This is a genomic window from Nocardioides sp. N13(2025) (genome assembly GCF_051912545.1).
Lineage (GTDB): Bacteria > Actinomycetota > Actinomycetes > Propionibacteriales > Nocardioidaceae > Nocardioides.
This window is the reverse complement of sequence record NZ_CP196809.1, coordinates 66,570-92,502: the sequence shown is the minus strand read 5'-3', so window position 1 is coordinate 92,502 and position 25,933 is coordinate 66,570. Positions and strand designations below refer to the sequence as shown.

The window sequence follows — 25,933 nt, the reverse complement described above, 5'->3', positions numbered from 1 at the left end:
CGGGTAGGTTCACCGCGATGAACACCTCCGGTCCCGCCACCCCTCTGGGCGAGATGGCGTACAACTACGCGATCGTCGGCGTGCAGAAGGGCGGCACGTCGACACTGGCCGTCACGCTCAACCAGCACCGGCTGGTGTGCCAGGCGCCGGACAAGGAACGCCACTACTTCGACGACGAGACCGTCGACTGGTCGGCGCCCGACTACGCCCGCGACTACACCGCGCCGCGCCGCGCAGCGGTCCACCGGATGGTCGGCGACGCGAGTCCCACCTATCTCTACTGGCCGCACGCGCTGGAGCGGATGCGGGCCTACGACCCGGCCATGCCGCTCATCGCCGTCTTCCGTGACCCCCTGGAGCGGCTGTTCTCCCACTGGGTGATGCTGCGCTCGCGCAACCTCGCCTGGCCCGACTGGCCCGACTTCCTCACCGAGTGGCCGCACACCTCGCTGCCCGACGAGGTCCCCGACGGCGTGAGGACGATGCGGTGGCGGCACATGACCGGCATCGCGCGCGGCTTCTACGGCGAGCAGCTGCAGCGCGGCTTCGAGCTCTTCCCGCGCCAGCAGTGGCTCCTCATCGAGCTGCGCTCGATGCTCGCCGACTTCGAGCAGACCATCCACCGCACGACCGACTTCCTCGACCTGCCGCGCTTCGAACGGGTGCCACCGCTGAAGAACTGGCACGCCGGTGCCGAGCAGATCCCGGGCACCGCGCCGACCGCCGACGACCTGGCACGGCTGGCCGAGGTCTACGCCAAGGACCTGGCCCTCTTCGAGGAGCTGTCGGACATCGACACGTCCGCCTGGCCGACGCGCCTGGTGCTGGACGGCGACCTCGACCCCGGCGAGCTGGCCGCGAGGTTCGCCCGCAAGGTCAGGTGATCCGCGCGCCCCTCCCCACGATCAGGGGCGCGCGAAGAAGTTGGGTGCCCGCCAGTAGTACATCGACTCCTGGCTGACGTTGCGGCCCGTGCGGGGCGCGTGGATGATCTGGCCGTCGCCGATGTAGAGGGCGACGTGGTAGATCGAGCTCGGGCTGCTCGAGGAGCCCCAGAAGACCAGGTCGCCGGGCGCGAGCTGGCTCGCGCTGATCCGGGTGGACTGGGTGTACTGCGCGACCGAGTAGTGCGGGAGAGCCTTGCCGCCCTGCGCCCAGGCGGCCGCGGTGAGGCCGGAGCAGTCCCACGAGCTCGGGCCGGAGGCGCCCCACTCGTAGGGCTCGCCGATCTGGGCCCGCGCGAAGGCGATCGCCGCACTCGCATCACCCGTCGGCGCGGGGGGCGGCGGGGGCGGCGTCGGGACCGGGGTGGGGGTCGGCGTCTCGGTCGGAGTCGGGGTGGGCGTCGGCGTCTCGGTCGGCGTCGGCGTCGGGGTCGGCGTCGGCGTCGGGGTCGGACTGGGAGTGGGAGTCGGGCTGGGGCTCGGGCTCGGCGTCGGGTTGCTCGAGGGGGTCGGCGTCGGGTTGCTCGAGGGGGTCGGCGCGCTCGTCGGCGTGGCGGCCTGCTGCTGGGCCTGCTGCTGGGCCTGCTGCTGGGCCAGGGCGTCCGCCTCGGCCTGGGCCTGTGCCTCCGCCTCGGCCTGGGCGGCCGCGGCGGCCGCCGCTGCGGCGGCCTCCTCGAGCGCGGACTGGCGCTTCTCGGCCAGCCGCACGCTGATGCCCTCGAGCTCGGCGAGCTCGGCGATCAGGTCGGCCTTGGTGGCGGCGATCGCCTCCGCCTGCGAGCCGGCCTCGGCCTCCGCGGCGGCCGCGGCGTCGCGCGCCTGCTCGGCCTCGAGCTCGGCGGCGGTCGCGCGGTCCGAGGCCTGTGCGGCGGTGGTCGCCGTGACGTCCGCGACCGCGGACGCAGCGATGTAGGAGCTGTACTGGCGCTCGAGCGCCTCGGACGTGTTGCCCATGGTGACGGTGCGGTCGATGAGCGTCTCGATGCCGTCGGCCTCGACCACGGCAGCCAGGCCCTGCACCTGCGAGGCCTCCTCGTAGGAGCGCACGACCGTCTCCGCGTAGAGCTCGCGCTGCGTCTCGACGTCCTGGCGGGCCGCCTCGGCCGCGGCCTCGGCCTCGGTCGCGTCGGCCCGGGCCTGCTCGGCCCGCCAGCGGGCGCCGTTCCAGGCCTCGGCCGCCTGCGCGGCCGCGTCGCCGGCGCTCTCCAGCGCCAGGTTGGCGCGGATCAGGTCGGCCTGCACGGCGGCGACGTCACGACCCTTGTCGGCGGCCTGCCTCTCGGCAGCCGCGATGTCGGCCTCGCTGGGCACCCCGCCGTCCGACCCGCTGTCGTCGGCGAACGCCACCCCGTGGCCACCCAGCGCGAGCCCGGCGACCAGCACGACAGCCGTCGCCCAGCGCGACGTCGTACGACGTGGCGTCGGTGGCTGGTCGAGCGGTGCGAAGGGCACGGGGGTTCCCCTGAGGTCTCGGGCCCGTGCGACTTCCCCTTCGCACGGGCAACTCGAGGCACGTTAGTGAACTTTCGTCACACAAGGAACACTTTCCTCAATTTTTTCACTCTCGTCCGGCGTGTCGACTTGCAAACTACATACCTGTAGTTCTATTGACTCCGCCCGAGGCCGCGTCGGAATCACCGGCTACCCGGGGAAACTGGAGCCTCCACCCCGAAACTTCGCACTGGAACCGCAAGAATCCCCGGGTACCCGGGGAATCCGACGGCAGGTCGGCAGCCAGCGGCAGCGGCGGCGCGTACGACGCTCACTCGGCGTCGACGGGAACCTGGGAGGTGGTCGAGGTCGGGTGGGACGCGAGCCCGTGCCGGTCGAACTTCTGCCCGCTGGCGAGGCCGCCGAGCCAGAAGGAGAAGAGGGCGATGACCACGCCGGCGAGGTCGTCGGCGATGTAGTGCCAGCCGAAGTAGAGGGTGGCGACGACGGTGATCGCGAAGTTGGCCCAGAAGACGATGTGCAGGATCCGGTTGCGGAGGGTGTACTGCACCATCAGGGCGACCAGCAGCGTGATCGCGACGTGGAGCGACGCGAAGCCCGCGACCGACTGGACCGCTCCTTCCGCGCCGTTGCGCAGCACGCCCCACCGCCCGTAGGACAAGGCCTCCATCAGCGCGCTCGACCCGGTGTCGGGGAGGTCGGCGTAGAGGTAGCTGTACTGGAAGCCGGGGCCGAGGGTCGGCAGGGCGTAGTAGGACGCGGTGCCGAGCGCCCAGGCCAGGCACTGCGAAGTGGCGAACCAGTAGCCGAAGGTGATGTTGCGCGACCACACCAGCCAGGCCGCGAGGGCCAGCGGCACCAGCGGCAGGAACCACAGGTAGATCGTGGACAGGACGTGCGCCGAGACACCGGTGCCGAAGATCGTGTGCAGGATCGTCGCCGGCTCGTGGCCGAACATCAGCGCCCGGTCGACGAGGTGCAGCTCGCGGTCGTACTTGTCCTCGCCCATGATGAAGGGCAGGAACGACTTGAGGTTCCGGTAGCAGACATAGGTGATGTAGAACGACACCAGGCCCAGCACCGTCAGGATGATCCGTTCGCGGTCCCAGTGCGACCTCACCCGCTCGCGGACGAGGTCGGGCATCAGCGCGGGCTTCATCCGCGAGGCCCAGAGCGTGCGGGGCAGCAGGTCGAGCAGGAAGGCGCCGAGCACCAGCAGCGGCAGCCGGAGCCACGACGGGCCGAGGAAGCCCTCGGGGTCGACGAGCGGTCGGTCGAGCACGAACGCGGCCGTCAGAGCCAGCGCGCCCATGACGGCGGCGACTCCTACGAGCAGGGCATAGGCCGGTCTGTACACGCAGGTCAGTGTAGGGACGGGTCAAGGAGCCGAGGTGATCGGCAGGACCGCGAGACGTGTCACATCGACGCGCAGCGCGACGTCGTCGCCGGGCGAGACGCGGCTGCCCAGCGGGGCCACGGCGTCCAGCGTGCCGATGCCGTCCGCGGCCACGACGAGGCGCACCTGCTCGGGTGTCACGCGGGCCGCCTCGACCCGCGCGTGGACCGGTCCGTCGGCGTCGACGACGAGCGCCGACCGGCGCAGTGCGACGGCGTACGCCGGGGGCAGCCCCGCCGCGGTCAGCACCCGCGTTGCCGCGTCCTCGCGCAGGACGCGGGCGTAGCCGAGGAAGAGCGCCGTCTCCTCGTCGACGGGCTCGCGCCACACCTCGTCGATCGCGCCTGACTGCACGACGCGGCCGTCGCGCATCACCGCGAGCCGATCGGCCAGCGCGAACGCCTCCTCGTGGTCGTGCGTCACGAGGAGGGCCGTGGTGCCGGCGGTGCGCAGGATCTCGCGCAGGTCGCCGGCCAGCCGCTCGCGCAACGTCGCGTCGAGGGCCGACAGCGGCTCGTCGAGCAGGATCAGCCGGGGCTCGACGGCGAGGGCGCGGGCGAGGGCCACGCGCTGCCGCTCGCCGCCGGACAGCGTCCCGGGCAGCCGGTCGTCGTAGCCCGACAGGCCGACGAGGTCGAGCAGCTCCCCCACGCGGGTGGAGGCGCGGGCCGAGGGCACCCGCCGCAGACGCAGGGCGTACGCCACGTTGCGGGCGACGCTCAGGTGCGCGAAGAGCTGGCCGTCCTGGAACATCAGCGCGAAGCCGCGCTTGTGGGTGGGCGTGCCGGACAGGTCGGCGCCGTCCCACGCGATCGAGCCCGCCGAGAGCGGCTCGAGCCCGGCCACGGCCCGCAGCAGCGTCGACTTGCCGCAACCCGACGGACCGAGCACGGCGAGCACCTCGCCCGTCGCGAGGTCCAGGGACACGTCGTCGACGGCGACGGTCTCGCCGTAGCGGACGGTGACGTCCTTCATCGAGAGCACCGTCAGAACGCTCCCACACCCGGCACGCGCAGCCGCTCGACGGCGAGCACCACCACGGCCGTCGCCGTGGCGAGGACGACGGAGGCGGCGAGCGCCATGCCGTAGTTCATCTCGCCGGGGTGCCCGATCAGCCGGAAGATCACCACGGGCAGGGTCGGGGCGTCGTCGCGGGCGAGGAACGACGTCGCGCCGAACTCCCCCAGCGACGCGGCGAAGGCGAAGCCGCTGGCGGCGAGCACCGGCTTCCACACCACCGGCAGGTCGACGGTGAGCAGGGTGCGGGCCGGCGAGGCCCCGAGGGAGGCGGCGGCCTGGCGCTGGCGGTCGTCGATGCCACCGAGCACGGGGGTCAGCGTGCGGACCACCAGGGGCAGCGCGACCAGGGCCTGCGCCATCGGCACCAGCAGCGGTGAGTCACGCAGGTCGAGCGGCGGCTGGTCGAGGGTGATGAGGAACCCGAAGCCCAGCGTCACCGCGCTCACCCCGAGCGGCAGCATGAAGAAGCCGTCGAGCGTCGAGCGCACCCGCCGCTCGGCCACCGAGTGCGAGCGGCGGGTGACGATGAGCGAGACCAGGACCCCGATCAGCAGCGCCATCCAGGTCGCGTCGACCGCGGTGCGCAGGCTGGTCACCAGCGCGGTCGTGACCGGCACCAGCAGGGCCTGGTCGCCGCCGGTGGTCGCCAGCGCGCGGTAGTTGTCGAGCCCCCAGCCCTCACCGACGCTGAGCGAGCCCAGCACCAGGGTGAGGATCGGCAGCAGCATCGCGGTCAGCACCAGCAGCGTCGCGACGACGACGGCGGTGTCGCTGCGGCGTACGACACGCGCCGGGGTGGTCGTGCGGTGGGCCGTCGGGTCGGGCGTCGCCCGCAGCCGCGCGGCGAGGGCCAGGAGGCCCACCACGACGACGATCTGGAGCACCGAGAGGGCCGCCGCCGCCGGCAGGTCGAAGATGGTCGTCGTCAGCAGGTAGATCTCCGTCTCGACGGTCGCGTGCCGCACCCCCCCGAGCGTGAGCACGATGCCGAAGGCCGTGGCGCAGAAGAGGAAGACGATGCTGGCCGCGCCGACGATCGCGGGCCGCAGCGCCGGCAGGGTCACCGTGCACAGGACCTGCCACGGCGTCGCGCCGAGGGCGGCGGCGGCCTGCCCCGGGCGCGGGTCGAGCGACTCCCACGCCACCCCGACCGTGCGCACGACGACGGCGACGTTGAAGAAGACCAGGCCGCACACGATGGCGACCGGGGTGCCGTCGAGCCCCAGGAAGCCGAGCGGCCCGCCCTCCCCCAGCAGCTGGCGGAAGGCGACCCCGACGACGACCGTGGGCAGCACGAACGGCACCAGCAGCGCGGCCCGGACCGCGGCCCGGCCTGGCAGCGCGAGCCGGTGGAGGGCGTACGCCGCCGGCAGGCCGAGGACGACCGCCAGCAGCGTCGCGACACCGGAGGTCCACACGGTGAACCAGGCGACGCGGTGCACCCGCGGCCGGGCCAGCACGTCGAGCACGGCGTCCGGCGCGAAGCGGCCGTCGACCACGAAGCCCTCGCCGACCATGCCGGTCACCGGCAGGACGAACAGGACGCCGAGCACCAGCACCGGCCCGGCGGCCAGGAGGAGGAGGCCGGCGATGCGCCTCATGCCGGGATCATGCGGGGTCCCCGCGGCGTTGTTCGGAGGAGCGCAGCGGAGGAGAAGAACGTCGTGGGGTGCTCAACGCGACACGACGTCGGTCCACTCGGTCAGCCACTTCTCGCGGTTGGCCGCGATGTCCTCCGGCGAGACCTCGTAGGGGTCGGTCGGCTGGGGGGCGAACTTCGCCCAGTCGGCCGGGATGGCCGCGTCCGGCATCACCGGGAAGACGTACATCGACTCCGGCAGCGCGCTCTGCACCTCGTCGCTCAGCAGCCAGTCGACCAGCGCCTCGGCGCCGTCGGGGTTGTCGGCGCCGGCCAGCACGCCGGCGTACTCCACCTGGCGGAAGCAGGTGTCCAGCAGGGCCGCCGTCGTGGACCTGCCGCCGCTGACGGTGAAGGCCGGCGAGGAGTCGTAGGACACCACGATCGGCCGGGTGCCGTTCTTCGACCCGGCGGTGAAGTCGCCGTAGTAGGCGTCCTCCCAGCCGTCGACGACCTTGGCACCGTTGGCGAGCAGGTCGGTCCAGTAGGACGGCCAGTCGTCGCCGTGCTCGGCGACGGTGGCGAGGAAGAAGGCCATGCCCGGGCTGCTCGTCGAGGCACCCGGCGTCACCAGCAGGTCGGCGTACGCCGGGTCGGTGAGGTCGTCGAGCGTCTCCGGCGGCTTGATCCCCGCCTCGTCGAACCACGCGGTGTCGACGTTGACGCAGACGCTCGCGGAGTCGATCGGGACGAGGCGGTCGCCACCGTCGGCGAGGGCGTACTCCTCCGGCGGGGTCACCGACGGCGTCACCTCGGCGAAGGCGCCCTCCCCCAGCGGTCGCGAGGCGAAGGTGTTGTCGATCCCGAAGGCCGCGTCGGCGATCGGGTTGTCGGCGGTGAGGCTGAGCTTGGTGGCCAGGGTGCCGGCGTCCCCGGCGGCGCGGACCTCGAGCGTGTAGCCGGTCTCGGCCTCGAAGGCCCTCACCAGCTTCTTGGGCAGGTGGAACGACTCGTGGGTGGCGAGCACCACCGTGCCGCCGGTGTTCCCGGAGGTGTCACCGGTGGCCGACTCCTCGGTGGCGGTGGGCCCGCTGCTGCCGCCGGTGAGGCTGCAGCTCGTCAGTGCGAGGGCCGCGAGGGTGCTGCCGAGGGCAGCGCGGACGGGTGCGTGCGTCATCTGGACTCCCTATCGCCGGTGCTAGCCGGATCAGGTTCGGAGGGTCTGCGGCTGGTCCGCACTCTCAGCACGCCTGCACGTGCTCCCCTGTCTGTGCCGTCCATCGTATCTGGGAACGGGATATGGCCGCTCGTCGCCCGGCATGCCGGGACTCGAGCGGCCATATGTCCGCTCGAGACGGCCTATGGTCGGGCCCATGCCGAGCCTCCGCCACGACCTGCTGGCCACCCTGATCCCGAAGGTGCGCAAGTCCCGCGACCTCGACACCGAGCCGGCCGAGCGCGCGCGGGTCGAGGCCTGGCACCGCACCCTCGACCGCTCGCTGCCGGTCCGGGCCACGCCCGGCTTCAGGAAGAAGTGGGACGTCGAGGTCGCCGACATCGGCTTTCCCTCCTATGTCCTGACGCCGCGCTCGGGCCGCGTGCACCGCACGCTCTACTACGTCCACGGTGGCGGCTACATGGCCCCGATCGACGCCTTCCACGTCCGCTACGCCACCCGCCTGGCCGCCGCGATCGGCGCGCGGATCGTCATGCCCGACTACCCGCTGGCCCCCGAGCACACGTGGGCCGACTCCCACGACGCACTGGTCGCCGACGCCGCGCACTGGGCAGGAGAGGACGGCGGGGCCGTGCTCGCCGGCGACTCGGCGGGCGGCGGCCTGGCCCTCGCCATGGCCCTGTCGATGCGCGACCGCGGCCTGGCGCCGGCGACCTCTCTGGTGATGCACGCGCCCTGGGTCGACCTCACCACCTCGACCCCCGAGACGCACGACGTCGACGCGATCGACCCGTGGTTGTTCATCGGCAAGCTCCAGGCGTACGCCGGCTGGTGGGCGGGCTCGCCCGACGACCTCGGCCGCCCTGAGGTGTCCCCGGCGCTCGCCGACCTGGCCGGGCTGCCGCGTGCGCTCATGCTCCACGGCACCCGCGACCTCCTCCACCCCGGCTGCCGGCTGCTCGTGCGTCGCGCCGCCGAGGCCGGGTGGGACCTCACGTCGATCGAGGAGCCCGACCTGATCCACGTCTACGGCCTGCTGCCGCTCACCCCCGAGAGCGCCCGGGCCTTCCGGCAGGTCGTGGAGTTCGTCCGGTGAGTGGGATGACGGTGCTCACGGTCGGCTTCGACGACCTCCCCGCGCGCACGGCGTACGACGTGTGGCGACTGCGCCAGCAGGTCTTCGTCGTCGAGCAGGACTGCCCCTACCCCGACCTCGACGGGCGCGACCTCGAGGAGGCGACGCGCCACGTCGTGCTGCTCGACGAGGACGACCGGGTCGTCGGCACCCTGCGCGTCGTCGACGACGGCGACTGGGCGCGCATCGGCCGCGTCGTCGTGGCCCACGAGGCGCGCGGTCGCGGTCTCGCGGCCCTCCTCATGGACGAGGCGATGGTCCTGTGCGGCGACCGCGAGGTGCGCCTCGACGCCCAGACCGGGCTGACCGGCTTCTACGCGGCCTACGGCTTCGAGGTCACCGGGCCGGAGTTCGACGAGGACGGCGTCATGCACGTGCCGATGCGCCGGGAGAGCACCGGTCCGCGGTCCTTGTGATCGGTGCCGGGCGAGCAAGACTGGAGGGACACGGCTCCCCAAGGAGATGATCGCCGTGATCACCCTCGCCCACGACCTCGAGAGCATCCACCACGACCTGCGGCAGCGCCTCGACATCGCCGCCGGCGCACGCCCCGACCTGGGCCACCCCCGCGACCACTACACGGCGATCGACACGTTCCTGGCCGCGGCCAGCCGGCACAACGCCGCGATGGTCGACGCGATCGCGCCCCTCGTGCGGCACCTTCCCGACGGGCACGACCTCGCCCACGAGTTCCTCGCGGCCAGCCGCGCCTACGAGGAGTCGCTCGCGCAGGTGAAGGCCAAGCTCTACGGCTCTACCTTGGCGGTGGCGCGTCCGTGGCCGTCGATCTGGGAGGACGTACGTCACGAGCTCGACGCCGTCACCCGCCTGGAGGTGCGGCTCGCCGACGCCCTGCTCGCTGCCGAGCCGGACGACCCCCGGGACCTGGGGACCCGGCTCCACCACGCCGAGCTCGTCTCGCCCACGCGGCCCCACCCGTGGATCCCGCACCAGGGCGTGGTCGGCCACCTCGCGCGCGCCGTCGCCCGCCGGGTCGACCGGTTCTGGGACTCGGCCGAGGGCCGCATGGTGCCGGAGCCGGTGCGTCACCACGACCGGCGACGCCAGGGCCCCCTCACCCAGTACCTCCTGGCCGACCCGCACCTCGACGACGACTGACCTGCTCCCGGCTCAGTCGCCGGCCACGACCATGAGGACGGGACCCAGCACCTCCTCGCGCACCAGCCGCGACTGACCCGACAGGCCACCGATGACGGTCGGCGCGACCCACCAGCCGTCGCGGTCGAGTCGCTCGCCGCCCAGCGCGACCTCGCCGCCCTCGGAGCGGGCGAGCGCGACGTAGCGCAGCACCCGGTCGCGCGCCACCTGCGAGCGCAGCGGACCGCAGAGGGTGTCGGGCTCGGCGGGGTCGCCGACCACGACGTCCCGCATCGTCTGCACCGCGGCGTCGAGGGCCTCTCCGTAGCGGTGCGCCGGCACGACGACGCTGGCCGGGAGCCGGCAGCCCTGCCCGGCATTGGCGGCGATGGTGATTGCTGCCGCCGACACGACGGCGGCGAGGTCGTCGTCGTCGGCGGCGTGGATGGTCAGCGGGCCGCCGGTGTCGAGGCGTACGCGCTTGCCCGCGCGCTCGGCCGCGTCGCGCACCCGTTCGCCGGCGACCGCCGACCCGGTGAAGGACACCTCGTCGATGCGAGGGTCGAGGGTCAGCGCGATGGCGACGTCGACGTCACGCGTGGAGACGACGTTGAGCACTCCGCTGGGCAGGGTGTCGAGGGCGATCCGGCCGATCTCGAGGGCGGCGCTCGCCGCCTCGGGTGCCGGCTTGAGCACGACGGTGCCGCCCGAGACGAGCACCCGGCCGATCTCCTCGATCGCGACGGCCAGGGGGGAGGTGGCGGGCGTGACCACTGCCGTGACGCCCGGCGCCTGCTCGGGCTCCGCGAGGAGCCCGGCGATCGGGGCGTCGAGATGGGCCGCGCGCAGGGCGACCGGGACACCGGTCTCGGCCGCCAGCAGCAGGGCGAGCTCGTCCGCACGCTCGGCGAGCGCGCCCTGGAAGCGCCCGACGACGTGGGACCGCAGCGCCCGGTCCGAGGTCCACGTCGTCTCGTGGAAGGCGCGCCACGCGGCCTGGGCGGCGGCGTGGGCGTCGACGACCCCGGCATCGGGGACGTCCCACAGCACCTCGCCCGTCGCCGGGCTGCGCGCCGGGAAGGTCCACCCCTCCGCCGTCGCCCGCTCCGCACCGTCGACCGGGAGCCCGATCCGGGTCAGGGCGTGCTTGCTCATGGCACAACTCCATCACGACGACGGGCCGGCGAGCATCCCCCGGTCGTGTGGGCCGACCCGGTGCGATGTGACTAGCCTCGTGCCATGCGCGACGACCTCGGAGCCGACGTCCCGCTGTCGGCTCCCGCCGCCCGCGTGGTCTCGCTCGTCCCCTCGCTGACCGAGGCGATCGCCACCTCGGCGCCCGGCCTCCTGGTCGGTGCGACCGACTGGTGCACGCACCCGGGCGACCTCGACGTGGCCCGCGTCCGCGGCACCAAGAACCCCGACCTGGCTGCCATCCGGGCCCTCTCGCCCGACCTCGTGGTGGCCAACCAGGAGGAGAACCGCGAGCTCGACGTACGCCGGCTGCGCGAGGCCGGGACCGCCGTCTGGGTCACCCGCATCGAGACCGTCGAGGAGTCGCTCGCCTCGATGTCGCGGCTCTTCGCGACCGCCCTCGGCCTGGCCGACCCGCCGTGGCTGGTCGAGGCCCGCTCGCTCTGGTCGCAGCCGGTCGCGCCGCGGCTCTCGGTCGCCGTGCCCATCTGGCGCGACCCGTGGATGGTGGTCGGGTCGCCGACCTACACAGACGACCTCCTCACCCGGGCCGGGCTGGTCAACGTGCTGGCCGGCCGTGACGGGCGCTATCCGGCGCTCACGCCCGAGGACATCGACCGCGCCGGCGCGGACGTCGTACTGCTGCCGGACGAGCCGTACGTCTTCACCGCCGACGACGGGCCCGAGGCCTTCACCACCCCGACGCGGCTGGTGTCGGGGCGGCTGCTGACCTGGTACGGCCCGGCGATGGTCGAGGCACACGCAGTGCTGGCTAACCTCCACGCATGACCCGCGACCCGATCAACGAGGCCCACCGCCAGTGGGTGGCTCACGGCTGGCCCGACGCCGCCGACGGGATGGCGATGGTGACCTCGGTGGTGCGCGCGCAGCAGCTGCTGATGGAGCGCATCGACGCCGTGCTCCGTCCGCGCGGGCTGACCTTCGCCCGCTACGAGGTGCTGCGACTGCTGTCCTTCGCCCGCGACGCGGCGATGCCGATGTCGCGGCTCGGGTCGCTCCTGCAGGTGCACCCGACCAGCGTGACGAGCGCCGTCGACCGGCTCGTCGCCCAGGGCTACGTCGAGCGCGTGCGCGGCGACCAGGACAAGCGGGTGGTCCTCGCGGTGCTCACCGAGTCCGGCCGCGAGGCCGTCGAGGAGGCGACGGCCGCCCTCAACGGCGAGGTCTTCGAGACCCCAGGCCTGCCCGAGGGCGACGTACGCGAGCTGACCGACAGGCTGACGGCGCTGCGGACGGGGCTCGGCGACTCCTTCTGAGGCCGCCGTCTCGGTTTCCCCGCCTCTGCGGGGAACTTCGAACATCTCGGGGTTTGCACGCCACCAGGAGTTCGGGTTTCCCCGCCTCTGCGGGGAAACCCGAGGGCAGCAGCTTGTGACTCGCGGGTAATTAGTTGGATGTCCTACTATCTCCCCATGGCCGACCTGCACACCCCCACGCACCCGATCCGCCTCGTCACCGCCTCGAGCCTGTTCGACGGCCACGACGCGTCGATCAACATCATGCGGCGGATCTTCATGAGCCAGGGCTGCGAGGTCATCCACCTCGGGCACAACCGCTCCGTGCAGGAGGTCGTCGACGCCGCGCTGGAGGAGGACGTGCAGGGCGTCGCCGTGTCGTCCTACCAGGGCGGGCACGTGGAGTACTTCGAGTACCTCGTCGAGTCGCTGCGCGCGGCCGGTGCCGGCCACGTCAAGGTCGTCGGCGGTGGCGGCGGCGTGATCGTGCCGTCGGAGATCACGCGTCTGCGCGCGTCGGGCGTGACGATCTTCTCCCCCGAGGACGGCCAGAAGATGGGCCTCGTCGGGATGATCAACTCCGTCGTCGCCGACTGCGACATCGACCTCTGGGCCGACCAGGCCGTCACCGTCGAGCAGGTGCTCACCGGCGACCGCTTCGCCGTCGCCCGCGCGATCACCGGCGCCGAGGACGGCCGCCTCGACGAGGCGATGCTGACCGAGCTCCGCGCGGCAGCCCGGCGCCGCGTCGTGCCGGTGCTCGGCATCACCGGCACCGGCGGCTCGGGCAAGTCGTCGCTGACCGACGAGATCGTGCGCCGCTTCCGCACCGACCAGCAGGACAAGCTCCGGATCGCCGTCATCGCGGTCGACCCGACCCGCCGCAAGGGCGGCGGCGCCCTGCTCGGGGACCGCATCCGCGCCAACGCCCTCGACGGCGACCGGGTCTTCTTCCGCTCGCTCGCCACCCGCGGCGCCCACGAGGTGCCCGACCACCTGGCCGACGTCATCGACGTGATGAAGGCCGCCGGCCACGACCTCGTCATCGTCGAGACGCCCGGAATCGGGCAGGGCGACGCCGGCATCGTGCCCCTGGTCGACCACTCGCTCTACGTCATGACGCCGGAGTTCGGCGCCGCCTCGCAGCTGGAGAAGATCGACATGCTCGACTTCGCTGACACCGTCGCGATCAACAAGTTCGAGCGCCGCGGCGCCAAGGACGCGCTGCGCGACGTGGGCCGCCAGCTGGTCCGCAACCGCAACGCCTTCGGCAAGCAGCCCAGTGACATGCCGGTCTTCGGCACCAGTGCCGCGACCTTCAACGACGACGGCGTCACCGCGCTCTACCAGCACCTGCGCGGCGAGCTCGCCGACGCCGGGCTCGAGGTCACCGAGGGCACGCTGCCGCACGTCGACGTGCGCCACTCCTCCGGCATCCGGCAGGTCGTCCCGGCCGACCGGGTGCGCTACCTGAGCGAGATCACCGAGACGGTCCGCGGCTACCACGCGCGTACGTCCGAGCTGGCCGAGGCGGCGCGCCGGCTGCAGCGGATCGAGGCCGTCGCGGCCGAGCTGGAGGGGAGCGCCGACGTCGAGCGGCTCCTCGACGACGCCCGCAAGACCGTGCCGCACGAGGTCGCCGACCAGATCGCCGCGTGGCCGGCCGTCGTCGAGTCCTACTCCGGCGACGAGCAGGTCGTGGTGGTGCGCGACAAGGAGATCCACACGAAGCTCACCAAGGAGTCGCTGAGCGGCAACAAGATCCCGCGGGTGGCGCTGCCGCGCTTCGCCGACCACGGCGAGCTGGTGCGCTTCTGGCGCAACGAGAACCTGCCCGGCTACTTCCCCTTCACCGCCGGCGTCTTCCCGTTCAAGCGCGACAACGAGGACCCGGCCCGGATGTTCGCCGGCGAGGGCGACCCGGCCCGCACCAACCGTCGCTTCAAGATCCTGTCGCAGGGCAACGACGCGACCCGCCTCTCGACCGCCTTCGACTCCGTCACCCTCTACGGCCGCGACCCCGACCCGCGCCCCGACGTCTACGGCAAGGTCGGCACCTCGGGCGTGAGCGTGGCGACGCTCGACGACATGAAGGCGCTGTACGACGGCTTCGACCTCGTCTCGCCCACGACCTCCGTGAGCATGACGATCAACGGCCCGGCCCCCACCGTGCTGGCGTTCTTCCTCAACACCGCCATCGACCAGCAGGTCGACGCCTTCCGCGAGAAGGAGGGCCGCGAGCCGTCCGAGGAGGAGCGCGCCACCCTCGCGGCGTACGCCCTCGCCAACGTCCGCGGCACCGTGCAGGCCGACATCCTCAAGGAGGACCAGGGCCAGAACACCTGCCTGTTCTCCACCGAGTTCTCGCTGCGGATGATGGCCGACATCCAGGAGTGGTTCATCGCCCACCAGGTGCGCAACTTCTACTCGGTGTCGATCTCCGGCTACCACATCGCCGAGGCCGGGGCGAACCCCATCAGCCAGCTGGCCTTCACCCTCGCCAACGGCTTCACCTACGTCGAGGCCTACCTCGCGCGCGGCATGAAGATCGACGACTTCGCGCCGAACCTGTCGTTCTTCTTCTCCAACGGCATGGACCCCGAGTACAGCGTGCTCGGCCGGGTCGCCCGTCGCATCTGGGCGGTCACGATGAAGGAGAAGTACGGCGCCTCGGAGCGCTCGCAGAAGCTGAAGTACCACGTCCAGACGAGCGGCCGGTCGCTGCACGCGCAGGAGATGGACTTCAACGACATCCGCACCACGCTGCAGGCGCTCATCGCGATCTACGACAACGCCAACAGCCTGCACACCAACGCCTACGACGAGGCGGTCACGACCCCGACGGAGGACTCCGTACGCCGCGCGCTGGCGATCCAGCTGATCATCAACCGCGAGTGGGGCCTGGCGATGAACGAGAACCCGCTCCAGGGCTCCTTCATCATCGACGACCTCACCGACCTGGTCGAGAAGGCCGTGCTCGCCGAGTTCGACTCGATCAACGAGCGCGGCGGCGTGCTGGGCGCGATGGAGACCGGCTACCAGCGGGGCCGGATCCAGGACGAGTCGATGCTCTACGAGCACCGCAAGCACGACGGCTCGCTGCCGATCATCGGGGTCAACACCTTCGTCAAGGAGTCGGCGGCGGACGCCCAGCCCAAGGAGATCGAGCTCGCCCGCGCGACCGACGCCGAGAAGGAGTCGCAGCTCTCGCGCGTGCGCGCCTTCCAGGCCGAGCACGGCGCCGAGGCCCAGGAGGCCCTGGCCCGGCTCAAGGACGCCGCGATCTCTGGCGACAACGTCTTCGCCGTCCTGATGGACGCCGCCCGCGTGTGCTCGCTCCAGCAGGTCACCGAGGCGTTCTTCGAGGTCGGCGGCCAGTACCGCCGCAACGTCTGACCCCCCTGTGGCCGCCGCTCGTCGCGATCCCCGGATAACCCCCCAAGCTGGAGCCTCACCCCCGAAACTTCGCACTGGAGGCTCCAGCTTCCCCGGGTACCCGGGGATCGCAACCCAGGGCGACTCAGTCCTCGGCGGCCGGGAGGTCGAAGCGGAACACCGACCCGGTCCCGGGCGCGGTGGCGACGCACTCGATCGTCCCGCCGTGCCGCTGCACGATCGACTGGCAGATCGACAGGCCCATCCCGGTGCCGCGGAAGTGCGCGCGCACGGCTCCGCTGCGGTGGAAGCGCTGGAAGATGAGGGCGCGGTCGGCGTCATCGACACCGACGCCGCTGTCCTCGACCTCGACCACCACCCGCGCCCCCTGCTGCTGGGCGCGCACCCGGATGGTGGCGTGCTGTCCGGGCTTGGCGTACTTGACGGCGTTGCCGACCAGGTTGCCGAACAGCTGGCGCAGGGCCACCGGGTCCGCGTGCACCGAGGGCGCCCCGTCGAGCACCTCGAGTAGGTCGTCGGGGCCCAGCAGGGCGCCGACCTGGGCGAGCACCCCGTCGGGCCCGCCCAGCGGGACGTCGCGGGCAGCGAGGTCGCCCGACTCGGCCAGGGCGTGCTCGAGGAGGTCGTCGATCAGGTCCGCCATCTGCTCGGCGGCCCGCTCGGCGCGACGCATCGGCATCAGCGCATCGGAGGCGGGCTCGACGTCCTCGACCGCGAGGGAGAGCCACGACCGGATGGCCGACAGGGGTCCGCGCAGGTCGTGGGCGGCTGTCGAGGCGAAGTCGGCGAGGGGGCGGAGGCCGGAGCGGTGCTCGGTGACCTCCCGCAGCACCAGCAGCACGCCCGTACGTCCGCCGGCGTCGGCCCGGACGGACAGGGGCGCCCGGGAGACGGCGAGCACGATCTCCTCGCCGTTGGGCAGCGGGACGACCACGTCGCCGACACCCAGCTCGGCTCGGGCGGCCCCGCTGTTCTCGGGGGCCGGGTCGAGCAGCAGCTCCACGAGCTCGGCCAGTGCGTCGGCGTCCTCGGCTCCCGGGCTGACCCGGTGCGCGAGCCGGCGGCTCGCCCCGTTGCTGCGCTCGACCTGCCCCTGCGTGCCGAGCACCACGAGGCCCTCGCCCATGCTCTCCGTCATCTCGCCGAGCAGCTCGGCCTGCAGGGCTGCCTGCTCGCGGGCGCGCGTCGCGGTGGTGAACAGCTCGTCGATCCGGTCCCCCAGCGCCCCCACGCCCAGCCCGGTGAGCATCACCGAGACCATGAAGAGCTGCGAGACGAGGGCCTCGGCGACCGGGTCGTCGAGGCGGGCGAAGGGGCCGTGGCCGGCGAGGGTGAGCGTCAGCGCGACGGCACCGAGCACCAGGCACAGGACCGACGCCGGGAAGGTGCGGAAGCGGGCGGCCGACCACACAGCCAGCGCGATCACGAGGAAGACCAGCGGGTAGGGCTGGAGGAACAGCACGATCGTGACCGCGATCGAGCCGAGCGACAGCAGCACGAACTCCGCGCTGCTCCCGCCACGGACCCGCGCGGGGACGGGCTGCGTACGCCACTCCCAGGCCAGGTGGCCGACCGCGCCGACCGTCAGCACCCCCGCCACGTGGCGGGCGAACCAGGCCACCGCGGTCACATAGGTCACCGGTTCCCCGTCGAGCCACAGCCCGACCGGGCCGATCAGCCCTCCGATCGCACAGCCGGCCGCCGCGGCCGCGCCGGTCGCCACCAGGTTGCGGGGCGAGCGGAGACTGGCGGTGCCGCCCGCGCCGAGGAGCGTCGGGCACCAGCGGCGCACGAGCAGCCCGATCACGGCCGTCTGGACGGTGACCGACAACGAGCCGAAGAACGCCAGCACGGGCGAGACCCCGGTCGCGAAGACCATGACCGCGTGCACGGCCATCAACGGCGCGAGGACCCACGGGGCGCGGCGCGGTGGCTCCGCGAGGAGCCACAGGACGGCCACGCCCGACGCCGGCCAGACCAGGCTGACGATCTGACCGTCCCCGGCCGTTGCACGACCCACCAGCGTGAGCAGCGCGTATGCCAGCGCGAAACCCACGCCCTTCATGGGAGGAACCCTACGATCCCCGGCTCGCGCCCGCGCGCGTTCCGGGCCAGACTCACCCCATGGCCCCGTCCGTGCCCCTGCGCACTCTCGTCGCGGACGACGAGCCCGACATCCGCGACTTCATCGGCCACGTGCTGGAGCGTGCCGGGCACGACGTCACGATCGCCGGCGACGGCGCCGAGGTGCTCGCGCGGACGGCCGAGCAGGACTTCGACCTCGTCGTCCTCGACCACCACATGCCCCAGATGACCGGCCTCGCGGTGGCCGAAGAGCTGCGCCGCACCAGCCCGGCGACCAAGGTCCTGCTCATGTCGGGCGACCTGGAGGTCGCCCACGAGCACGCGGCCTTCCTCCCCAAGCCCTTCAACCGCACGGAGTTCCTGGCGGCGGTGGACACGCTGCTGGAGCCCACCGCCCCCTGATGTTCACAGGTTGATCGTGATGTCCGCGTCCTTGCGGAGGTCGTCGACGAGGGCCTGGGCGACCTTGCCGACCTGCTCGGCCTTGGCCTGCTCCGCGAGCTGCGAGCGCACCTGGGCGAAGGGCGGGATCTTCTGGCCCTTCTGGCCCGACTGCGCCTGCTGCTGCTTGGCCTGGGCGTAGAGCGCGCGCAGCTCCTTGTCGGTCGGCTCGGCGTCGCCGTCCTCGTCGGCGACCAGCTGCTCGACGAGGACCTGGGTCTCGACCTGCGCGCGGGCCTGCTCCTCGGTCAGCCCGTTCTTGGCCACCGCCTCCAGCAGCTCCTCGGCCGAGCCCATCTGGTTCTGCTTCGCCAGGTCGGTGAGCTCGGCGTCGACGTCCTCGTCACTCACCTCGATCCCGCGCGACTCCGCCTCCTGCGTCAGGAGCTCGGTGTCGACGAGGTTGTCCACGGTCTGCTTCTTGAGAGCCTCCTCGTCGGGGGCCTGGCCGCTCATCTGCGACTGCATCGCCGCCTGCTGGAGCTGCGACTCGTAGACCGGGACGAACTCCTCCTTGGTGACCTCCTCGCCGTTGACCTCGGCGACCACGTCGGGGATCCCCTCGAGGTCGGGCTCGGCACCCTGCGACGCGTCCGCGCTCGCACTCGGGGAGTCGCTGGCGGACGCCTCCTTGCCGGCGTCGGCGGAGTCGCTGTCGCCCCCACCGCACGCGGAGAGGGTGAGCATCGCCCCTGCGGCGACGAGGCCGAGGACGGTACGGGTTCGCTTGCTGCGCATCGTGTGAGTCATCGCCGTCGACGGTACGGACCGAACCTGAGCGCGCTCCTCAGGTTCCTCAGGCGGCCGGACTCAGAGGCTGTCGGGCACGATGAGCGCGTCGGGGTCCTGGCGCACGGGCAGCTGCGCGAGCGCCGTACGCACGAGCGTGAGGCGGGCGGCCACCGCCACCTTGTGCCGCACCCGGCCCAGCCCCGTGTCGCCGAGCGTCTCCTCGACCGCGGCGGCGATCTGCGCGTCGGTGAAGCTCGGCCGGGTGCCCGGCTGCACCTCGACGTCGGGCAACGCGATCATCACCGGGAGCACCTGGCTGCCGACGGCCTCGAGGAGGTGGTAGCGGTCGATCTTGCTCATCGCCTCCCACGCGTCCTCGCCCCTGGCCCGGCGCCGTACCTTGCCTGCGGCCACGATCTTGGCGGCGGCCGTGACGGCGACGGTCAGCTCGTGCTCGGTGAAGCGCATGCGGCCAGCATGCCCGAACGTCAGTAGTGCGCGGTCATCACGTGCTTGATGCGCGTGTAGTCGTCGAAGCCGTAGCCCGACAGGTCCTTGCCGTAGCCCGAGTGGCCGAAGCCGCCGTGCGGCATCTCGGAGACGAACGGGATGTGGGTGTTGACCCACACGCACCCGAAGTCGAGCTCGCGGGTCAGCCGGTCGGCCGTGCCGTGGTCGCGGGTCCAGACGCTGGCGGCCAGGCCGTAGGGCACACCGTTGGCCATCCGCACCGCCTCGGCCTCGTCGGTGAAGGACTGGACGGTCAGCACCGGGCCGAAGACCTCCTCCTGCACGATCCGGTCGTCCTGGCGTACGCCGGTCACGACGGTGGGCGCGAAGAAGAACCCCGCGTCCCCGTGGCGGGTGCCACCGGTGCGGACCGCCGCGTGGTCCGGGAGGTCGGTGAGGAACGCCGTCACCTTGGCGAGGTGGTGGGCGTTGTTGAGCGGGCCGTAGTCGGCCTCGGTGTCCGACGGAGGGCCGGGCCGGGTGCCCTCGGCCTCCTTGACCAGCAGGTCGACGAGCTCGTCGTGGACGGTGTCGTGCACGATCACGCGGGTGGCGGCCGTGCAGTCCTGGCCGGCGTTGAAGTAGGCGGCCGCGGCGATCAACTCGGCCGCGCGCGGCAGGTCGGTGTCGGGCATGACGACCACCGGCGCCTTGCCGCCGAGCTCGAGGTGGGCGCGCTTGAGGTTCTTCGCCGCGGAGGTGGCGACCTCGATGCCGGCGCGCACCGAGCCGGTGATCGCGACCAGCCCCGGCGTCGGGTGCTCGACGAGGTGGCGCCCGGTCGTGGCGTCACCGTTGACCACGTTGAGGACGCCGGGCGGCAGGATCTCGCCGGCGATCTCGGCGAGCAGCACGGTCGAGCGGGGGGTGGTGTCGCTCGGCTTGAGCACGATCGTGTTGCCGGCGGCGAGCGCCGGCGCGATCTTCCAGATCGCCATCGCGAAGGGGTAGTTCCACGGCGTCACCTGCCCGACCACGCCGATCGGCTCGCGACGGATGCTCGAGGTGTGCCCCTCGAGGTACTCCCCCGCCGACTTCCCCTCGAGCAGCCGCGCGGCACCCGCGAAGAAGCGGAGCTGGTCGACGCCCTGGTCGACCTCCTCGCTGGCGATGAGGCGCACCGGCTGGCCGGTGTCGCGGGCCTGCACCTCGCTGATCTCGTCGCGGCGCTCGGCCACCGCGGTCGCGAGGTCGAGCAGCAGCGCCTGGCGGCGCCCGGGCGTGAGCCGCTTCCACGACTCCGACGCACGCTCGGCGGCGGCGTACGCCCGGTCGACCTCCTCGGGCAGCGAGACCGGTGACCGGCCGTCGAGCTCCCCGGTCACCGGGTCGACGAGGTCGATGAAGTCCGTGGTCGCCGACTCGACGAGCTCGCCGTCGACGAAGTTGCGGATCGTGTCGGTCATGGTGACCAGCCTCTCAGGCGACGTAGATCTTGCGCAGGGTCTCGTGGACGACCCAGGTGGTGCGCTCGCCAGCCCGCAGGCGTACGACGCTTCCCGGTCCGAGGTGGACCCGCTCGCCGTCGTCGAAGGACACTGTGCCCGAGCCGGACAGCACGACGAACACCTCGTCGACCTCGACGTCGGTCGCCGTGCCGGGCGTCATCTCCCACACGCCGACCTCGACCCCGGCCACGGCGGCGAGCGCCCGCGAGCCGGTCTCCGGTGCCCCGTCCATGACGGTGCCGGGGTCGAGCGGGGTGGTCGGCACGGTGGTGGCGACGTCCAGCACGCGGTTCATGTCCAGCATCGTCCCCACCTGCCCGACCGAGGCAGGCCGACGATCTGTCGGTAGTTCTCATCCGGTCGGACGATCCGGCGGACCGGCGCCCGACTCGTCAGGCTGTTCCTGAGCTCGTCAGGCCTTGCAAGGGCCGACATCTTCAGTGATCCCCGGTCAGCCGGGGATCGCTGAAGAGCTCGTCTGCGAGCAGGGCGACGTGGAGCGAGACGCGTACGTCGGGGTCGTCGAGGTCGGCGTCGAGGATCGCCTCGATCCGCGCCAGCCGGTCGTAGAAGGCCGCGCGCGAGAGGTGCAGGCTCGCCGCGGCCTCGGTCTTGCTGCGCGGGTGGAGCACCAGTGCCCGCAGGGCGGCGAGCAGGTCCGTGCGCGAGGAGTCCGCGCTGTCGTGCCGGCGCAGCGGCTCGAGCTCGCGGGCGGCGAACAGCCGCACGCGGTCGTCGTCGCCGAGGAGCGCGAGCAGCCCGCGCAGGTGCAGGTCGGCGAGACGGTGCACGACCGGGTCCTGCTCGCGACGGACCTGCGGAGCCGCGTCGGCGACCTGCCCGGCCTCCGTGACGGACCGTGCGATCCCGGACCGGTCGGCCACCGCCCGTCCGGCCGCCAGCACGACGTCGTGGTGTGCGAGCACCCGCGCCGCGACCCGGTCGACCAGGTCGTCCGCGTCCGCCGAGGGAGCCGCCGAGACGAGCACCCGCAGGTCGCGCTCGACCTCGCAGACCAGCGCCGGCAACCGCAGCCCGTGGGCGGCGCGCACCACCGTGGCGGCCACCTCGTCGAGGTCGACGGGCGGGGAGGTCCCGACCCGCGGGCGCACGACCAGGCCGACGAAGGTACGCCGACGGGTGGGGAAGCCGGCCAGCTCGCAGCGGCGGTGCACGTCGTCGGAGTCGGGGTCCTCGGCCAGCCCGGTGAGCAGCTCGAGGTGCGTACGCCGCATCAGCGTGCCGCGGTCGCGGTCGTGCAGGCGGTGCAGGGCGAGCGCCGCCGCGGCCCGCTCGGCGACGGCGACCAGGCGCTGCGAAGGGGCGTCGGGCGAGCCGATCACCAGCCGGCCCCAGGTGTGCTCGGCGGTGCCGAGGCGGGTGACCAGCCAGCCGTTGGCCGCGTCCCAGCCGGTGCGGCCGGCGACCTCGACGCGCCGTGACCGGGCCGGCCAGCCGTCGAGGAAGCCACCAGCATCGGACCCCGCGTCGTCGGGGCCGGCGAAGTAGTCGAGGGGACGGTGCTGCGCGTTCTCCACGACGACAGGACCGGCGGCCAGCCGTTGCACCGCCTGGAGGATCTCGACCGGACCGGCCGCGCTGTTGGACAGCTCGGTGAAGGTCTCGTGGACCCGCTGGGCCTCGCGCAGCTCGGTGAGCTGCTGGTCGACGACCCGCTCGCCGATCTCCTGGGCGAGCGCGGCGAACCGGGTCTCCTGGCCCAGCACGACCAGCGGGAGCCCGTGCCGCTCACAGGCCTCGACGAGGGCGTCGGGGAGGGCCTGCTCCCACCGGCGGCCGAGCTCCACCACGATCCCCGCGCTGCCGACGTCGACCAGCTCGTCGACGAAGGCCGCCAGGCCCGCGCCGTCGTCGTCGGCCGGGAGGCCGGTACCCATGGTGAGCAGCAGGTCGCCTGCCCGCAGGAGCTGGCCGACGTCGAGCCGCTCGGTCGCGTGCACCCAGCGGATCGGCTGGTCCAGGCCCGCCCGACCGGCGACGACCTCAGGAGCCGCCCGGCGGAAGGTGGGCAGGCCCAGTGCCTCCCGGAGCGTCACACCCGGCGTCACGTCGGCCATGCGCGCAGCCTACGCGCGGAGCGGGCGACGGATTGTCCGGACCGGGGCCCGAAAGCCTACGTTCCGACACCCGCGCGCGCGTCGTACGACGAGCAAGGATGGCGACCATGACCACAGACCTGCCAGACATCGTGCACTGGGTCGACGGCGCCGCGCTGACCGGTTCCCCCACCGGCTGGGGCGAGGTGACCAACCCCGCCACCGGCCGGGTGACCGGCCGCGTCGCGCTCGCCAGCGAGGCCGACGCCAGCCACGTCATCGCGAGCGCGGCCCGCGCGGCCAAGGGCTGGGGCACCACGTCGCTGGCGCGGCGCACGCAGGTGCTCTTCGCCTTCCGCGAGCTGCTCAACAGCCGCAAGGAGGAACTCGCCGCGATCATCACCTCCGAGCACGGCAAGGTGCACTCGGACGCGATGGGCGAGATCTCGCGCGGCCTGGAGGTCGTGGAGTTCGCGTGCGGCATCTCCCACCTGCTCAAGGGCGGGCACAGCGAGGAGGCCTCGACCGGCGTCGACGTGCACTCCAAGCGGGTGCCGCTGGGCGTGGTCGGCATCATCAGCCCCTTCAACTTCCCGGCCATGGTGCCGATGTGGTTCTTCCCCATCGCGATCGCGGCCGGGAACGCCGTGGTCCTCAAGCCCAGCGAGAAGGACCCGAGCGCCGCCAACTGGCTGGCGGCGCTGTGGCAGGAGGCCGGCCTCCCCGACGGGGTCTTCAACGTCCTGCACGGCGACAAGACCGCGGTCGACGCGCTGCTCACCAGCCCCGACGTGCAGGCGATCAGCTTCGTCGGCTCGACCCCGATCGCGGAGCACGTCTACGAGACCGCGAGCCGGCACGGCAAGCGCGTCCAGGCGCTCGGCGGCGCCAAGAACCACATGGTCGTCCTGCCCGACGCCGACCTCGACCTCGCCGCGGACTCGGCGGTCAACGCCGGCTACGGCAGCGCAGGCGAGCGCTGCATGGCGATCAGCGTGCTCGTCGCGGTCGACCCGGTCGGCGACGAGCTGGTCGCGCGGATCGCCGACCGCACCCGCACGCTCCTGATCGGTGACGGCGGCCGCGAGGCGACCGGGGAGCAGAAGGAGGCGGACATGGGTCCGCTCGTCACGAAGGCGCACCGCGACCGGGTCAGCTCCTTCATCGACTCCGGTGAGGCCGCCGGCGCCAAGGTCGTCGTCGACGGCCGCGACGTCAGCGCCCGAGGCGGGGATGAGGGCTTCTGGCTCGGCCCGACGCTCTTCGACGACGTCACTCCCGACATGGACATCTACCGTGAGGAGATCTTCGGACCGGTCCTCTCGGTGGTCCGGGTGAAGTCCTACGAGGAGGCCGTCGCGCTGGTCAACGCCAACGAGTACGGCAACGGCACAGCGATCTTCACCAACGACGGCGGCGCGGCCCGCCGCTTCGAGTCGGACGTGACGGTCGGCATGATCGGCGTCAACGTCCCGGTCCCGGTGCCGGTCGCCTACTACTCCTTCGGCGGCTGGAAGCGCTCGCTCTTCGGCGACACCCACGCCCACGGCACCGAGGGCGTCCACTTCTTCACCCGCGGCAAGGTCGTCACCACCCGGTGGATCGACCCTGCCAACCGCCCCGAGGGCGGCCTCGAGCTGGGGTTCCCGCGCAATGACTGACGTCCTCTCCACCACCAGCGACCTCGCGAGCACGTACGACGCCGAGCGGGCCCACGCGCTCGACCGCGCGCACGTCTTCCACTCCTGGTCGGCCCAGGCCGAGATCGACCCGATGGTCATCACGAGGGCCGAGGGCAGCCACGTCTGGGACGGCGAGGGCCGCCGCTACCTCGACTTCAGCTCCCAGCTGGTCTTCACCAACCTCGGCCACCAGCACCCGCGCATCGTCGCGGCGATCCAGGAGCAGGCCGGGCACCTGACCACGGTGGCCCCGGCGTTCGCCAACGGCACCCGTTCCGAGGCCGCCCGGCTGATCGCCTCGCACACCCCCGGCGACCTCGACCACGTCTTCTTCACCAACGGGGGCGCCGACGCCAACGAGCACGCCGTACGCATGGCGCGGCTGCACACCGGCCGGCACAAGGTGCTCACCACGTATCGCAGCTACCACGGCGGCACGCACCTCGCGGTCAACATGACCGGTGACCCGAGGCGCTGGGCCAGCGACCACGGCTCGACGGGCACGGTCCACTTCTTCGGCCCGTTCCTCTACCGCAGCGCCTTCCACGCGACCACCGAGCAGGAGGAGTGCCAGCGCGCGCTCGAGCACCTCGAGCAGGTGGTCGCGCTCGAGGGCCCGGGGACGATCGCGGCGATCGTGCTCGAGGCCATCCCCGGCACCGCGGGGATCATGGTCCCGCCACCGGGCTACCTCGCCGGCGTCCGCGAGATCTGCGACCGCTACGGCATCGTGCTGATCGCGGACGAGGTGATGTCGGGCTTCGGCCGCTCCGGGCGCTGGTTCGCCGTCGAGCACGGCGGGGTGACCCCCGACCTGCTCACCTTCGCCAAGGGCGTGAACTCCGGCTACGTCCCGCTCGGTGGCGTCGCCATCAGCGACGCCATCCACGCGACCTTCGCGCATCGCACCTACCCCGGCGGCCTCACCTACTCCGGTCACCCGCTCGCCTGCGCAGCCGCGGTCGCGACGATCCGCACGATGGAGGACGACGACGTCGTCGGTCGTGCCGACCGGCTCGGCACCGACGTGCTCGGCCCCGGCCTCCGGGCGCTCGCGGAGAAGCACGACTGGATCGGCGAGGTCCGCGGCACCGGCGCGTTCTGGGCCGTCGAGCTGGTCAGGGACCGGACCACCCGCGAGCCCCTCGCGCCCTACGGCGGCTCCAGCCCGGAGATGGCCGCGATCGTGAAGGGATGCCAGGAGCGCGGTCTGCTGCCGTTCTCCAACTACAACCGGATCCACGTCGTCCCGCCGCTGACCACCACCGACGACGAGGCCCGCGAGGGTCTGGCGCTCCTCGACGCCGCCCTGACCGCGGCCGCCGGCTGAC

The 25,933-nt window shown here is 72.6% G+C and carries 22 protein-coding genes and 1 riboswitch; of the genes, 10 read left to right on the top strand and 12 right to left on the bottom strand.

Going from position 1 to position 25,933, the window contains the following annotated elements:
• Nucleotides 1-17: 17 nt before the first annotated feature.
• Nucleotides 18-884, top strand: coding sequence for a sulfotransferase domain-containing protein (locus tag ACS3YM_RS00480; protein WP_439938095.1), 867 nt, complete (start codon nt 18-20; stop codon nt 882-884).
• Nucleotides 885-905: 21 nt separating this feature from the next.
• Here ACS3YM_RS00480 and ACS3YM_RS00475 read toward each other — a convergent pair whose 3' ends face one another.
• From ACS3YM_RS00475 to ACS3YM_RS00455, 5 genes are all read right to left on the bottom strand, one after another.
• On the bottom strand, nt 906-2,396 hold the full coding sequence (locus ACS3YM_RS00475) for a C40 family peptidase (protein ID WP_439938094.1): 1,491 nt from the start codon (nt 2,394-2,396) through the stop codon (nt 906-908).
• Nucleotides 2,397-2,706: 310 nt separating this feature from the next.
• Entirely contained in the window at nt 2,707-3,753 is a 1,047-nt protein-coding gene (locus ACS3YM_RS00470; protein ID WP_439938093.1) for a phosphatase PAP2 family protein, read from the bottom strand.
• Nucleotides 3,754-3,774: 21 nt separating this feature from the next.
• A complete protein-coding gene (locus tag ACS3YM_RS00465) occupies nt 3,775-4,767 on the bottom strand; it encodes an ABC transporter ATP-binding protein (protein ID WP_439938092.1) in 993 nt (330 codons plus the stop codon).
• An 11-nt stretch (nt 4,768-4,778) separates the two neighbouring features.
• Nucleotides 4,779-6,413 (bottom strand): ABC transporter permease, encoded by a 1,635-nt coding sequence (locus ACS3YM_RS00460; RefSeq protein WP_439938091.1) that lies wholly within the window; start codon nt 6,411-6,413, stop codon nt 4,779-4,781.
• Nucleotides 6,414-6,485: 72 nt separating this feature from the next.
• Complete coding sequence (locus ACS3YM_RS00455; RefSeq protein ID WP_439938090.1) at nt 6,486-7,568, bottom strand: thiamine ABC transporter substrate-binding protein; 1,083 nt, start codon at nt 7,566-7,568, stop codon at nt 6,486-6,488.
• A riboswitch (TPP riboswitch) is annotated at nt 7,558-7,667 on the bottom strand. (Overlaps the previous gene by 11 nt.)
• A 97-nt stretch (nt 7,668-7,764) precedes the next feature.
• Here ACS3YM_RS00455 and ACS3YM_RS00450 point away from each other — a divergent pair.
• Genes ACS3YM_RS00450 through ACS3YM_RS00440 form a run of 3 tightly spaced genes read left to right on the top strand, consistent with a single transcriptional unit; the run spans nt 7,765 to nt 9,822 of the window.
• Entirely contained in the window at nt 7,765-8,664 is a 900-nt protein-coding gene (locus tag ACS3YM_RS00450) for an alpha/beta hydrolase (RefSeq protein ID WP_439938089.1), read from the top strand.
• 5 nt (nt 8,665-8,669) lie between these two features.
• Nucleotides 8,670-9,119 (top strand): GNAT family N-acetyltransferase, encoded by a 450-nt coding sequence (locus ACS3YM_RS00445; RefSeq protein WP_439938088.1) that lies wholly within the window; start codon nt 8,670-8,672, stop codon nt 9,117-9,119.
• 55 nt (nt 9,120-9,174) lie between these two features.
• Nucleotides 9,175-9,822 (top strand): hypothetical protein, encoded by a 648-nt coding sequence (locus ACS3YM_RS00440; RefSeq protein WP_439938087.1) that lies wholly within the window; start codon nt 9,175-9,177, stop codon nt 9,820-9,822.
• Between the two features lie 12 nt (nt 9,823-9,834).
• Here the strand turns inward: ACS3YM_RS00440 and ACS3YM_RS00435 are convergent, their stop codons facing one another.
• Nucleotides 9,835-10,956 carry an aldehyde dehydrogenase family protein gene (locus ACS3YM_RS00435; RefSeq protein ID WP_439938086.1) on the bottom strand — a complete coding sequence of 374 codons (1,122 nt, stop codon included), beginning with the start codon at nt 10,954-10,956 and terminating at the stop codon, nt 9,835-9,837.
• A gap of 84 nt (nt 10,957-11,040) precedes the next feature.
• Between ACS3YM_RS00435 and ACS3YM_RS00430 the strand changes: the two genes are divergently transcribed.
• From ACS3YM_RS00430 to icmF, 3 genes are all read left to right on the top strand, one after another.
• Nucleotides 11,041-11,784 carry a helical backbone metal receptor gene (locus tag ACS3YM_RS00430; RefSeq protein ID WP_439938085.1) on the top strand — a complete coding sequence of 248 codons (744 nt, stop codon included), beginning with the start codon at nt 11,041-11,043 and terminating at the stop codon, nt 11,782-11,784.
• Nucleotides 11,781-12,272 carry a MarR family winged helix-turn-helix transcriptional regulator gene (locus tag ACS3YM_RS00425; protein WP_439938084.1) on the top strand — a complete coding sequence of 164 codons (492 nt, stop codon included), beginning with the start codon at nt 11,781-11,783 and terminating at the stop codon, nt 12,270-12,272. The genes ACS3YM_RS00430 and ACS3YM_RS00425 overlap by 4 nt, the downstream gene beginning before the upstream one ends.
• A gap of 156 nt (nt 12,273-12,428) precedes the next feature.
• Nucleotides 12,429-15,647 (top strand): fused isobutyryl-CoA mutase/GTPase IcmF, encoded by a 3,219-nt coding sequence (gene icmF, locus ACS3YM_RS00420; protein WP_439938083.1) that lies wholly within the window; start codon nt 12,429-12,431, stop codon nt 15,645-15,647.
• 124 nt (nt 15,648-15,771) lie between these two features.
• Here icmF and ACS3YM_RS00415 read toward each other — a convergent pair whose 3' ends face one another.
• Nucleotides 15,772-17,712, bottom strand: coding sequence for an ATP-binding protein (locus ACS3YM_RS00415; protein WP_439938082.1), 1,941 nt, complete (start codon nt 17,710-17,712; stop codon nt 15,772-15,774).
• A 59-nt stretch (nt 17,713-17,771) separates the two neighbouring features.
• Between ACS3YM_RS00415 and ACS3YM_RS00410 the strand changes: the two genes are divergently transcribed.
• Nucleotides 17,772-18,134 (top strand): response regulator, encoded by a 363-nt coding sequence (locus ACS3YM_RS00410; RefSeq protein WP_439938081.1) that lies wholly within the window; start codon nt 17,772-17,774, stop codon nt 18,132-18,134.
• A 3-nt stretch (nt 18,135-18,137) separates the two neighbouring features.
• On the opposite strand, the gene ACS3YM_RS00405 is transcribed toward ACS3YM_RS00410, so the two are convergent.
• From ACS3YM_RS00405 to ACS3YM_RS00385, 5 genes are all read right to left on the bottom strand, one after another.
• Nucleotides 18,138-18,911, bottom strand: coding sequence for a SurA N-terminal domain-containing protein (locus ACS3YM_RS00405; RefSeq protein WP_439938080.1), 774 nt, complete (start codon nt 18,909-18,911; stop codon nt 18,138-18,140).
• Between the two features lie 72 nt (nt 18,912-18,983).
• Nucleotides 18,984-19,373: a hypothetical protein gene (locus ACS3YM_RS00400; protein WP_439938079.1), complete on the bottom strand. Its 390-nt coding sequence runs from the start codon at nt 19,371-19,373 to the stop codon at nt 18,984-18,986.
• 20 nt (nt 19,374-19,393) lie between these two features.
• On the bottom strand, nt 19,394-20,821 hold the full coding sequence (locus tag ACS3YM_RS00395) for a gamma-aminobutyraldehyde dehydrogenase (protein ID WP_439938078.1): 1,428 nt from the start codon (nt 20,819-20,821) through the stop codon (nt 19,394-19,396).
• Nucleotides 20,822-20,834: 13 nt separating this feature from the next.
• Nucleotides 20,835-21,158: a cupin domain-containing protein gene (locus ACS3YM_RS00390; RefSeq protein ID WP_439938077.1), complete on the bottom strand. Its 324-nt coding sequence runs from the start codon at nt 21,156-21,158 to the stop codon at nt 20,835-20,837.
• 142 nt (nt 21,159-21,300) lie between these two features.
• The gene (locus ACS3YM_RS00385; RefSeq protein ID WP_439938076.1) at nt 21,301-22,941 is read right to left on the bottom strand and encodes a PucR family transcriptional regulator; all 1,641 of its coding nucleotides are present in this window, start codon (nt 22,939-22,941) and stop codon (nt 21,301-21,303) included.
• A gap of 107 nt (nt 22,942-23,048) precedes the next feature.
• Here ACS3YM_RS00385 and ACS3YM_RS00380 point away from each other — a divergent pair, with 107 nt between their 5' ends.
• Both ACS3YM_RS00380 and ACS3YM_RS00375 read left to right on the top strand, forming a co-directional pair.
• Nucleotides 23,049-24,581, top strand: a complete 1,533-nt coding sequence (locus tag ACS3YM_RS00380; RefSeq protein WP_439938075.1) for a CoA-acylating methylmalonate-semialdehyde dehydrogenase — start codon at nt 23,049-23,051, stop codon at nt 24,579-24,581.
• Nucleotides 24,574-25,932, top strand: a complete 1,359-nt coding sequence (locus ACS3YM_RS00375) for an aspartate aminotransferase family protein (protein WP_439938074.1) — start codon at nt 24,574-24,576, stop codon at nt 25,930-25,932. Before ACS3YM_RS00380 ends, ACS3YM_RS00375 begins: the two co-directional genes overlap by 8 nt.
• The last annotated feature ends 1 nt before the right edge of the window (nt 25,933 follow it).